This is a genomic window from Mycobacterium sp. E2462 (genome assembly GCF_001672685.1).
GTDB lineage: Bacteria > Actinomycetota > Actinomycetes > Mycobacteriales > Mycobacteriaceae > Mycobacterium.
The window spans coordinates 1-11,821 of sequence record NZ_LZKC01000028.1 but is presented as its reverse complement, the minus strand read 5'-3'; the positions used below and the strand labels follow the sequence as shown (position 1 = coordinate 11,821).

Genomic DNA, 11,821 nt, shown 5'->3' with positions numbered 1-11,821 from the left:
AAACGCGTTTGACGAGCCTCAATCCGGGGTGTAGACATGTCTTCGCAAGCACCTCGGTAGGTGAGGCGTCTGCACGGACACAGGCCACTGACCCCGAACGTCGAGAGACGCCCCGGGTCAGGACAGCTCTTCCCGGACCCAAGGGTTGAGCCCAAGTGGCTTCCGGACCACCAATGATGGTCGGATACGCCGTGCAGTGCCGAAGCTCCGACGAGGGGGTGTTATCGGTGGCTCGGCTATGCCGGGCATTCGCGCTCCCTCGTTACAGGTGAGGATGGTTGACACCCGCGTGTGTCACGGCCGTGAGGAGGTGAGGGCGAGATGAGTCCCGGCGATAGTCCCTATCCGATAGTCGTCTTCACCCGATCCGGATCCGGCAAGCGTTCTGCCGCCTGAACTTTCGTTCGGCGCCCCGCAGGGCGGGCCGGCGTGATCGGCTCCAGGGGAGGAAAACATCATGACCTTTGTTATCTCGCACCGCTTTTCGGGGGCCACGAGGACCCGCGGCATGTCGATGCTGCGCGCCGGCAAGCTGCTGGCGAGCAGGATGCACAGCAGGCTCTGCCTGACCCCGCAAGAGCGGGCCAACCTGTACGTGTCGCGGATGCCGATCGCGGTGGTGACGCCGCCGCTGGGTGGGCGCCCTGCGGACCGTCCCGAACACCGCCACTGAGCCCACGTCTGAGCCCGCGTCAATTCTGCGGCAGCAGAACAATTTTCCCGCGGGTGTGCCGCTTCTCGAGTTCCTCGTACGCGTCGGCCACCCGGTCCAGGGGATAGGTGGCGGCAATCTCGAAATCGATGGTCCCGGCGGCGACGAGGTCGGCGATCTCGGACAGCACCTCCGGCGTCGACGCGTCGGAGCTGCCCTCCGTCTTGGCGCCGACCTCGCCCGCCTTCGCGAACGAGATGATGGTGTCGATCCGGTCGGGCGCCACGCCGAGGTCCACCGCGAGCTGCACGTAGTCGGGCCCGAACAGGTCGATGAACGCGTCGATGCCGTCCGGCGCCGCCTCGCGAAGCCGTTCGGCGAGCCCGTCGCCGTAGGCGATCGGGACTGCGCCGTGGGCGCGCAGCCAGTCGGCGTTGCCCGGCCCCGCGATGCCGAGCACCCGCGCCTTGCGCAGACCCAGCAGCTGCACCGTCACGCTGCCGACACCGCCCGCGGCGGCCGAGACGGCAACGGTCTCGCCGGGTTGCGGGTCGACGGCGCGGACTGCCGCGTAGGCCGTCACGCCGACCACATACAGGGACCCGGCCACCTCCCAACTCAATTCGGCCGGTTTGCGGATCAGCTGGTTGACCGGGACGACGGTGTGCGTGGCGTGGCTGGAGCGTTGGGCGCTGAACCCGAGCACCTCGTCGCCGACGGAGAACTCGGTGACACCGGGGCCCACGGCGGTCACGACCCCGGCCAGGTCGCTGCCCTCGCCGGAGGGGAAGGTGGCGGGAAACATCTCCTCCATCGCGCCGGACCGAATCGCGGCCTCGCCGGGGTTGATTCCCGCGGCGCGAACCTCGACCACGACTTCGCCCGCCCCGGGCGTCGGCACGTCGATGTCCGCCACATACAAGACGTCCCGGCCTCCGTACCGGTCGAACCGCACCGCTCGCGCTGCCGCTGTCCCCATTGTCATCTCCTCCCGCGTACCGCCACCGGCACCGAAATCGCGCCCACCGAGTCCCGGCGGGCTTATGTTCTTCTAACGCCAGCGGGGTACCCCGGCATTTCGCCGGCAACATGACGGCCCCGAATCATCAGGGGGCGATCGGAAGGGAGACGCGTGCGCAGCGGCAGACGCGGCCCGGCGTTGACGATCGCGGCCGCGCTGTCGGCCGCCGTCGCCGCCGGTTGCGGCGGGACCACCGCGCCCGCGCCGCCGGCCGCGACGTCGTCGGCCTCGCCCGGCTCGCCGACCGCCGTCACCGGGCCGCCCCCGGGTCAGCCCACCGACTACAGCTTCTTGCTGGTCAAGCCCCGCGACATCGGCGGGGAGCTGACGGCGTCGCAGCCACCGCTGCTCAACCCCGACAACACGCCCGGCGCCACCCAGCTGTTCGCCAACGCCGACAAGACGCGGCGGGTGTGGGACACCGTCCAGGTCTTCGCGGACCCCAACGCCGCCACCGCCGAGCTGGCCACCGCGAAAGCGACCTACGCGGACAAGGTGATCGGCACGTGGCAGCCGCTCGGCCTGGGCGGCGCCGGCGCCCTGATCACGGGCGTCTCGCCCGACAACGCCCAGGCCGTCACCGTCGTGCTGTTCACCGAGGGCCGGGCGCTGGGCACCCTCGAATTCGACGGCGCACCCGGCGATCCCGTCGACCCGGCGCTGGCCACCGCCATCGCCGGCAAGCAGGACGACGCGATCAAGAAGGGGCTGCCCGGCTGACCGGGCTTGTTCAGGCCAGGCCCAGCAGCGCCAGGTCGGAGACGTACTTCTCGATCAGCTTTGCCGACAGATGCGGAATGTCTTGGTCAGCACCGATTTTCGCACTCTGGACCGCGGTGCGGAACACTTCGGTGGGCGCCGGGGCACCACGCAGCGCCTCCTGCGGACTGCGGTAGACGTCGAGCAGCGGCAACACCGACTGCGCGCGCTGCTTGTCCGGCAGGGCCCGCAACGCGGTGCTGAACCGGCCGAGCCATTCCTGGTAGTCGTCGATGCGGCGAATGTCGCGGCCGGCGCCGATCAGCCAGTCGACGACGACGTCCAGCGAGATGCCGTCGTCGTGCGGATTCATCACGTCGAAGGAGCGGTATCCCCCGTACGCCGCGGGCGTGCTCGCCAGCCGCTCCCCGAGCGTGGTCACCGCCTCGGCCACGAAATCGGCGGGCAGCCCGTCGTAGTGGGCGTTGGCCCGCCCGCCGCCGGCGGGGACCTCGTAGAACGACGCCGGCGCGATCCCGGTGAGCAGCAGGCTGATCAGCAGCCGGGTGAACGCGTCGGGGACGTTCAGCTGCCCCGCGTGGTGGCTGTGCGCCAGGATCATGTCGGACCGGAACACGGCCACCGGCAGGCCGCACAGGTCGTGCGCCTCGCGCAGCAGGACCTCGCCGGCCCACTTGCTGTTGGCGTAGCCGTTGGCGTAGCTCGTGTCGATCGGCCGCTCGGCGCTGACGACGCGGATGTCGCCGTCCTCCGCGAACTCGGCCGGGTCGATGGACAGTGCGACCGCGACGGTCGACAGGTAGGTGACCGCCTTGATGCGGGCGGTGAGCGCCAACCGGATCACCTCGGCGGTGCCCACGACGTTGGGGCCGAACAGCTGGTCGTAGGGCAGCACGTGGTTGACCAGCGCCGCCGGATGCACGATGAGGTCGACGGTCTCGGTGAGCCGGTGCCAATGATCTTGACCCAGGCCCAGATTCGGTTCACCGATGTCACCGGCGAGCACTTCGAGGTGCTCGGCGGCGAGTTCGCGGAACCGCCGCAACAACTGAGGGTCGCCGCTGCGATAGGCGTCCTCCAGGCGTGCGGTGGCCGCGGCGGCGTCCGCCCCGCGCACCACGCAGATCAACCGGCCGCCCGAGACGGCCAGCCGTTCCAGCCACTCCAGGCACAGGAAGCGGCCGAGGTAGCCGTTGGCCCCGGTGAGCAACACCGTGGTCGGCGCGCCGGTGAGGTGCGGCAGCGTCGGCGCGGCGGCCAGGGTCTGCGCGTCGATGAACTTGTCGAGCGTGAGGTCGGCGGCGCGTGCCGACGTCGCGTCGCGGCCGTGCACGCTGGCCAGCGTGGGCCGCAGGTTCCCCGATTCGCGCCCGGCCTCGATCAGTGCGGCGATCTGACGCAGGTCGGTCGTCGGGCCTATGAGCGTTCCGACCGGCACCTCGACGTCGAAGATGTCGCGCAGCAGGTTCGAGAAGTTCAACGCCGACAGGGAGTCGCCGCCCAGGTCGATGAACGAAGCCTCGGGCGCCGGCGGGCCGTCGGGCAGACCCAGCAGCGCCTCGGCGGCGCGGGCGACCGTGTCGATGACCGGCCGGTCCTCGGCGCCGTCGCGCAACGCCCGCAGCTCGGTCGCCCGGTTGGTGGCCAGCTCGGCGTAGCGCTGCTCGAGCTCGTCGGCGTAGCGCTCTTTGAGCTTGGGGCGCAGCAGTTTTCCCACCCCGGACAGCAGGCCGTTGTCCTCGGTGAACGGCTCGGACTCCACCAGGAAGTCGATCGGCACCTCGTAGGATTGCAGCTCGGCGAGCCGCGCCGCGTGCCGTAGCGACTCGGCGAGCACGGCCTTCAGACCGTCGGGGTCACCGGCGAACCTGCGCACCGCGTCGTCGGTCGGGACGATGACGGCCAGCAGGTAGGGCCGTTCGCTGTTGCCGTACACGAAGATCTGGCGGACCAGCGCCGCGGCGGCGAACACCGCCTCCAGCCGCGCCACCGCGACGAACTCGCCCTGCGACAGCTTCAGCACGTTGTTGCGGCGGTCGACGTAGGCCAGCCGGTCCGGCTCGAGCTCGGCCATCACGTCGCCGGTGCGGTAGTAGCCGTCCTCGTCGAAGGCCGCAGCCGTCACGTCTGGCCGTTTGAAGTAGCCGGGCGTGGCGGTCAACGACTTCACCAGCAGCTCGCCGCGCGGATACGGCCTGTCGGTGCGGAAATACCCGAGCTCGGGGACGTCGACCAGCTTGTAGTCCAGCACCGGCGGTCGCGCGATCCAGCCGTCCTTGGTCACCATGCCGAGCTCGGTCAGGCCGTACCCGTCGAGGATGTGCACCCCGAGGCTGGTCTCCACGAAGTTACGCATCTCCGCCGTCAGCGGCGCCGTGCCGCAGAACGCGGTCACCACCCGACCCCCGAGCACCTGGTCGCGCAGCTCGGCACGGGCCTGCTCCTCGGCGTCGGCGGCGTCGGCCCCGTCGACCAGGCGTCGGTCGACGGCGCTCTGGTAGCGCTGGTAGAGCATCTCGGCCACGCGCGGTACCAGCCCCATCTCCGTCGGCCGCACCAGGTTCCAGTCGTCGAACAGCGTGGACAGGTCGCTTTCCGGGACGAAATAGCTGGTGCCGCCGCTCTGGAAGGACGTCGCGAGCGGAATCCGGCCGCCCAGGTGATTGAGCGGCATGAAGTTGACGTTGAGCACCGGCACGTCGGCCAGGTCGGGGAGCATCTCGAGGGTCCACAGCTTGCACAGCGTCCGCTCGGTGTACATCGCGCCCTTCGGCAACCCGGTGCTGCCCGAGGTGTACATGATCATGGCGAGGCGCTCGTCGGAGTCACCGGTGTAAATCGGCTCGGGTGGCAGGGTGCGCCCGCGGGCGAGCACCTCGTCGAGCGTCTCGATGGTCACCGCCATCGCGGCCGCCGACAGCTTCGCCCGGGCCCGCTCGAGCGCGTCGCGGTGGTCGTCGATCTCCGGCCGGTAGTCGAACACCACCAGGCGCTGCAGCGACGCGCTGCCCACCGCGGCGTCGACGGCGAGGTCGAGGTATCCGGCGCTGGCGGCCAGCACCCGCGGCTCGACCTCGGCGACGATCGGCTGCAGCCGCGTCGCGGTGGCGTTGTGCTGCAACGGCACCGCCACCAAACCGAGGTAGGCGCAAACCAGGTCGAGGGTCAGGTATTCAGCGCTGGCGAAGCCGACGGTGGCCAGAAAGTCGCCGGGGGCAACGGGATTGGCCGCGTCGTTGCGCCAGGCCGCGGCGATCGCCGCCACGTTGTCCCACAGTTCGCGGTAGGTCACCGTGTCGAACCGCGGCAGCAGCCGCGAGCCGGTGCGTCCGGTCGCGGGGTCGGTGGTCAGCTCGCGGGCGCGCCAGCCCAGCGCTGGCCGATCCGCGTAGCCCTCGACGAAGGTCTGCAGGATCTGCGGCAACCGCTGGCCGGGTTCGCGCGCGGCGCGTTGCACGTCGAGATCCGGCTTGGCGCGGCGGAACTGCTCGTCACCGGCATCGAGCCGGCGGATGCGGTCGGCGACCCGCGCCCGGTGCGGGCCCATCCGGTCTGCGGTGTTGTCGTCGTCGCGTCGCGCAGCATCGGTCATGGCCAGCCTCTCGGTTCGGATTACTCCTCTACCGAGAACTCACCGCAGCGGAGTGCTCTTCCGTTCATCTGTTGTGACGGTTGTCACAGAGCCAGGTCACGCCACGACCTGGATGGGGTCGCCGACGTTGACCTGGTTGAAGTACCAGGCCGCGTTGTCGGGGCTCAGATTGATGCACCCGTGGCTGACGTTGGCGTATCCCTGGGAGTCGACCGACCACGGCGCCGAATGCACGTACACGCCGCCCCAGGTGACGCGAACCGCGTACTGGGCGGTGATCTTGTAGCCCTCGGGCGAGCTGAGCGGGATGCCGATGGTCCGCGAGTCCATCACCACGGACCGTTCCTTCTCCAACGCCATGAAGTTACCGACGGGCGTGGGGCGGCTGGGCTTGCCCATCGACGCCGGCATCGTCTTGAGGACGTCGCCGTTACGGCTGACGGTGAAGGTGTGCTTGGAGATGCTGGCGACGCCGAGCAAGGCGTCGCCGGTGTCGAACCCGGTGCTCAGGGCCTGCACGCCGACGGAGACGTGGGTGTGGGCCGGCCAGTATTGGTTTGGCACCCACTGCACGACGTTGTTGTCGAGCCACTCGAAGTGGCCGGTGGTGTGGCTCGCCGAGGTCACCCGGATCGACCGTTCGGCGGCCAGCCGGTCGGCCACCGGCGCGCTGAACGTCACCACGACGGGATGGGCGACCCCCACCACCGCGCCGGCGGCGGGCAAAACCGAGGCGACGCCGGGAACGGGCTGCGGCGACGGGATGGCGGCTCCGGCGGTGCCGGCGGGGACCACGAGGCCGGCCGCCGTGATCGCGACCATAACAAATAGATAACGAACACCTCGCCGCATGGCGACCACCCTTCGAGATGGTGCGATCAACACGTCGTCATACTACTGGCTGCGCGCCGACCGCCGCTGCCAGCAAACGATGCCAGCAACGCCGCCCGGCGGCGATACCGATCCGGACACGGGTCGGCACCGATCCGGCCCCCGCCGCGCGCATTGGCTGGCCCGCCAAAGACGGGTTAGCCTCAGCAAAGTCGACCCTGCGAGGCGGAGGAGGTGCGGGTGCTCTTCCGTCAGCTGGAGTACTTCGTCGCCGTCGCGTCCGAGCGCCATTTCGCCCGGGCGGCGGAGAAGTGCTTCGTCTCTCAGCCCGCCCTGTCGGCCGCGATCGCCAAGTTGGAGCGTGAGCTCAACGTCACGCTGATCAACCGAGGGCACAGCTTCGAGGGCCTCACGCCGGAGGGCGAACGGCTGGTGGTGTGGGCCAGGCGCATCCTCGCCGAGCACGACGCGTTCAAGGCGGAGGTGCACGCGGTGCGCTCCGGTATCACCGGCACGCTGCGCCTGGGCACCGTTCCGACCGCGTCGACGACCGCATCGCTGGTGCTCTCGGCGTTCTGCTCCGCGCATCCGTTGGTCAAGGTGCACATCTTGTCCCGGCTGGCGGCTTCCGAATTGTACCGGCGCTTACGGGAATTCGAGCTGGACGCCGCGATCGTGCACGCCTCGCCCGACGAGGCCCACGACGTGAGCCTGGTGCCGCTGTACGAGGAGCGCTACGTGTTGCTCTCGCCGGCGGACATGTTGGCGTCCACCGCGTCGACGATGACGTGGGCGGAGGCGGCGCAGCTGCCGCTGGCGCTCCTCACCCCGGAGATGCGGGACCGCCAGATCATCGACAAAGCCTTCGCCGACCACTCCATCGTGGTCAGCCCGCAGGTCGAAACCGATTCGGTGGCTTCGCTGTTGGCTCAGGTCACCGCCGGTAACTCCGCCTGCATCGTGCCGCACACCTGGCTGTGGACGTCGCCGCTGGGGCCGTCGATTCGCGCGGTGGAGATGGTCGAGCCGGTGCTCAAGGCCGACATCGCCTTGGCCATCAACTCCGTCGGGCCCGGCTCGCCGATCGCCCGTGCCTTCGCCGCGTCCGCGGAGAGCCTGGGGCTCGACGAGTTCTTCGCGGCGCAGCTGCGGGGGGTTACGCGCCGGCGCTGACGGTGGCGGGGGCCGCCTTGGCCGCGCTGGCGGGGTTCAGGTTGGACAGGTGCCCGCTTTCCACTCCCGCCGCCGGGTCGAGTTCGCAGTCGATGACCGCCGGTCCGCCGGACTCGATCGCCTGCGTCAGCGCTTGCCGCAGCTCGGCCGGCGTGCTCACGTGGAAACCCTTGCCGCCGAACGCTTCCGCGAGCAGTTCATGGCGGGCCCGCGCGTTGAGCACGGTGGGCGCCGGCTGGTCACCGTGCGGGGCCTCGTCGCCGCGGTACACGCCGCCGTTGTTGAGGATCACGACGGTCACCGGCAACCGGTAGCGGCAGATGGTCTCGACCTCCATGCCGCTGAACCCGAACGCGCTGTCGCCCTCGATCGCCACCACCGGCTGCCCGGTCTCGACGGCGGCCCCGATGGCAAAGCCCATGCCGATCCCCATCACGCCCCAGGTCCCGGTGTCGAGCCGGTGCCGGGGCACCTCCATGTCGATGACGTTGCGGGCGAGGTCGAGCGCGTTGGCGCCCTCGTTGACCACGTACGCCTCGCGATGTTCCTGCAGCACAGCGCGAATCGCGCCCAGGGCGTTGTAGAACCGCATCGGATGCGGGTCGTCGGCCAGGCGCTCGCGCATCTTCTCGTCGTTGCGGGCCCGGCGGGCGGCCAGCTCACCGGTCCAGTCTTCGGGCGCCGTGATCGGGTGCGCCGTGGCGCCGTCAGCGAGCGCTTCGAGCACCGAACCGATGTCGCCGGCCAGGGGCACGGCGATCCGCTGGTTGCTGTCGAACTCCGCCGCGTCGATGTCGACCTGGATGAACTCGGCGTCGGCGGCCCACTGCGGCGACTGGCCATGCCCGAGAAGCCAGTTGAGCCGCGCGCCGACCAGCAGCACCACGTCGGCGCGAGAGATCGCCAGCGACCGCGCGGCGGCGGCGGACTGCGGGTGGGAATCCGGCAACAGGCCCTTGGCCATGGACATCGGGAGGAACGGGATCCCGGTGCCTTCGACGAATTTGCGGATCACCTCGTCGGCCTGGGCGTACGCCGCCCCCTTGCCGAGGACGATCAGCGGGCGCCGAGCCCGGGCCAGCGCGCGCAGCGCGCGGTCGACCGCATCCGGCGCGGGCAGTTGCCGGGGAGCGGGGTCGACCACCCGCCACACCGCGGCTTCCGCGGCCGACGCGTCCACCACTTGGGCCAGCACGTCACCGGGAATGTCGAGGTAAACCCCGCCCGGCCGGCCGGAGGCGGCCGTGCGGATGGCGCGCGCGATCCCACGGCCGATGTCCTCCGCCCGGTTGATCCGGTAGGCCGCCTTCGCGAACGGCTTGGCGGCGCTGAGCTGGTCGAGGTCCTGGTAGTCGCCGCGCTGCAAGTCGACCAGCGCGCGGTTGCTGGAACCGGAGATCTGAATCATAGGAAAGCAATTCGCGGTGGCGTTCGCCAGCGCCGGCAGGGCGTTGAGGAAACCGGGGCCCGACGTCGTCAGGCACACGCCCGGGCGTCGGGTCAAGAACCCGGCCGCCGCCGCCGCGTTACCGGCCGAGGCCTCCTGCCGGAACCCGACGAAGCGGATGCCCGACGCCTGCGCCACGCGCGCCAAATCGGTGATCGGGATGCCGACGAGCCCGTAGAGGGTGTCGACGTCGTTCGCCTTGAGCGCGTCGACCACCAGGTGGAAGCCGTCGATCAGACCGGCCGGGCTGTGCGGTGCCGAGTTGGTGCTCATGGTGACGGCTCCTTAAGAGGATCTTGTTAAGAGGATCGTGGTGTTCGCGCCTTGCCTTCACTGTGCCGTCGCGGCGACCGCGATGTCCAAGACTTCGCCGCTATGCAACCATCCACCGCGGTTATTACCGCTGCTCGGCCGCCTCGATAGCCGAGGGTTATCGGGCGTGAGCGAATCGATATTGGACGCCCGGGCAAATTACCCGGCATGGTGCCAAGGGAAGCCATTCATCCCAGACGAAGGAGGCGGCGATGACCGTCAGCAGCGAGGTCGGCACGACCACGGGATCCGCGAGCCGACGGGTGGCCGATCTGATCGCGGCGGTGGCCGATCGGTCGCCGGACGCCCGCGCGCTGGTGGTCACCGCCGGCCGCAAACCCATCACCTACCGGCAGCTCACCGGGCTGGTCGACGACCTGGCCGGGCAACTGCAGCGGGCCGGCCTGGCCGCGGGCGACCGGGTCGCGCTGCGTGCGGGCAGCAACGCGGAGTTCGTCGTCGGGTTGCTCGCGGCCTCGCGGGCCGACCTGGTGCTGGTGCCGCTGGACCCGGCGTTGCCCGTGGCCGAGCAGCGCACCCGCGGTGACGCCGTGGGCGCCCGCGCCGTGCTCGTCGACGGCGCCGCCCCCGGCGACAACGATGGGCACGCCCTGCCGTGGTGGCCGATCGCGGTGACGGCCGGTGACGCTCCGGCCGCCCACCTCGACGCCGCCGTCCCGCCGCGCCGCGACGTCGCCACGCCCGAGGGCCTGCGCGAGGACGACGCCATGATCATGTTCACCGGCGGGACGACCGGCGTGCCGAAGATGGTGCCCTGGACCCGGGACAACATCGCCGCCTCGGTGGCGGCGATCATCGCCGGCTACGGGCTGGGCCCCGACGACGCGACCGTCGCGGTGATGCCGCTGTATCACGGCCACGGGCTGTTGGCCGCGCTGCTGGCCACCCTGGCGTCCGGGGGAGCGGTGCTGCTCCCGGCGCGCGGCCGGTTCTCGGCGCACACGTTCTGGGACGACATCGACGCCGTGCAGGCCACCTGGTACACGGCGGTGCCGACGATCCATCAGATCCTGTTGGAGCGAGCCAAGACCGAGCAGGCGGGCGGGGCCGCGCTGCGCTTCATCCGCAGCTGCAGCGCGCCGCTGACCGCCGAGACGGCGCAGGCGCTGCACGACACCTTCTCCGCGCCGGTGGTGTGCGCCTTCGGCATGACCGAGGCCACCCACCAGGTGGCCACCACCCCCATCGGGGGCAGCGGGGCGGACGAAAACCCGGGCGCCACACCGGGTTTGGTGGGCAGGTCGACCGGACCCCAGATCCGCATCGTCGGCCCGGACGGTAGCGTCTTGCCCGCGGAGCAGGTCGGGGAGGTGCAACTGCACGGCCCCACGGTGGTGCGCGGGTACCTCGGTGACCCCAAGATCACGGCGGCCAACTTCACCGAGGGGTGGCTGCACACCGGCGACCTGGGCACCCTGTCGCCGGCCGGCGATCTGGTGATCCGTGGCCGCATCAAGGAGCTCATCAACCGCGGCGGCGAGAAGATCTCGCCCGAGCACGTCGAGGGTGTGCTGGCCAGCCACCCGGACCTGCTGGAGGTGGCCGTGTTCGCGGTGCCGGACCAGCTGTACGGCGAGGCGGTGGCCGCGGCGTTCGTCGCCCGGGGGTCCGCCGCACCGACGGCCGACGAGCTCACCGAGTTCTGCCGCGAGCGGCTGGCGCCGTTCGAGGTGCCGGCCAGCTTCGAGCAGGCCGCCGAGCTGCCGCATACCGCGAAGGGGTCGCTGGACCGCCGGGCCGTCGCCCGCCAATTCGGCGGCGCCTGAGGCGCCTCAGCCGCTCAACCGCACGGCCGCGGCGTCGGGCATGGGCTCGTAGCGCACGAACGAGCGCGTGAACGACGCCGCCCCGTGCGCCAGCGACCGCAGGTCGATCGCGTAGCGGGTCAATTCCGCCTGCGGCACTTCGGCTTTGACAACGGTACGGTCGCGGCCCGCGACGTCCGTGCCGAGCACCCGCCCGCGGCGGGCTGACAGGTCACCGAGCACCGCGCCGACGAAGTCGTCGGGGACCAGCACCGCGACCTCGTCGAGGGGCTCGAGCAGCGTCACC

8 protein-coding genes, 1 pseudogene and 1 riboswitch are annotated in these 11,821 nt (G+C 70.6%); of the genes and pseudogenes, 4 read left to right on the top strand and 5 right to left on the bottom strand.

The window, feature by feature from the left end; all coding sequences use genetic code 11:
- Positions 1–45: 45 nt before the first annotated feature.
- A riboswitch (M-box (ykoK) riboswitch) is annotated at positions 46–225 on the top strand.
- 232 nt (positions 226–457) lie between these two features.
- Positions 458–673: a hypothetical protein gene (locus tag A5714_RS01630; protein WP_068073903.1), complete on the top strand. Its 216-nt coding sequence runs from the start codon at positions 458–460 to the stop codon at positions 671–673.
- A 19-nt stretch (positions 674–692) separates the two neighbouring features.
- On the opposite strand, the gene A5714_RS01625 is transcribed toward A5714_RS01630, so the two are convergent.
- Complete coding sequence (locus tag A5714_RS01625; RefSeq protein ID WP_068282042.1) at positions 693–1,631, bottom strand: NADP-dependent oxidoreductase; 939 nt, start codon at positions 1,629–1,631, stop codon at positions 693–695.
- Positions 1,632–1,784: 153 nt separating this feature from the next.
- Here A5714_RS01625 and A5714_RS01620 point away from each other — a divergent pair, with 153 nt between their 5' ends.
- A complete protein-coding gene (locus A5714_RS01620; protein WP_068282040.1) occupies positions 1,785–2,393 on the top strand; it encodes a hypothetical protein in 609 nt (202 codons plus the stop codon).
- 10 nt (positions 2,394–2,403) lie between these two features.
- On the opposite strand, the gene car is transcribed toward A5714_RS01620, so the two are convergent.
- Positions 2,404–5,940: a carboxylic acid reductase gene (gene car, locus A5714_RS01615; RefSeq protein WP_068282048.1), complete on the bottom strand. Its 3,537-nt coding sequence runs from the start codon at positions 5,938–5,940 to the stop codon at positions 2,404–2,406.
- A gap of 141 nt (positions 5,941–6,081) precedes the next feature.
- Positions 6,082–6,837 (bottom strand): L,D-transpeptidase family protein, encoded by a 756-nt coding sequence (locus A5714_RS01610; RefSeq protein WP_068282046.1) that lies wholly within the window; start codon positions 6,835–6,837, stop codon positions 6,082–6,084.
- A 219-nt stretch (positions 6,838–7,056) separates the two neighbouring features.
- Here A5714_RS01610 and A5714_RS01605 point away from each other — a divergent pair, with 219 nt between their 5' ends.
- Positions 7,057–7,989: a LysR family transcriptional regulator gene (locus A5714_RS01605; protein ID WP_068282044.1), complete on the top strand. Its 933-nt coding sequence runs from the start codon at positions 7,057–7,059 to the stop codon at positions 7,987–7,989.
- Here the strand turns inward: A5714_RS01605 and oxc are convergent.
- Complete coding sequence (gene oxc / locus A5714_RS01600) at positions 7,973–9,709, bottom strand: oxalyl-CoA decarboxylase (RefSeq protein ID WP_068282038.1); 1,737 nt, start codon at positions 9,707–9,709, stop codon at positions 7,973–7,975. The two genes, A5714_RS01605 and oxc, sit on opposite strands and share 17 nt — an antisense overlap.
- 251 nt (positions 9,710–9,960) lie before the next feature.
- Here oxc and A5714_RS01595 point away from each other — a divergent pair, with 251 nt between their 5' ends.
- Complete coding sequence (locus A5714_RS01595; RefSeq protein ID WP_068282036.1) at positions 9,961–11,535, top strand: FadD7 family fatty acid--CoA ligase; 1,575 nt, start codon at positions 9,961–9,963, stop codon at positions 11,533–11,535.
- A gap of 6 nt (positions 11,536–11,541) precedes the next feature.
- Here the strand turns inward: A5714_RS01595 and A5714_RS01590 are convergent.
- Positions 11,542–11,821 (bottom strand): annotated as a pseudogene (locus A5714_RS01590) (elongation factor G-like protein EF-G2); the annotation flags it as partial.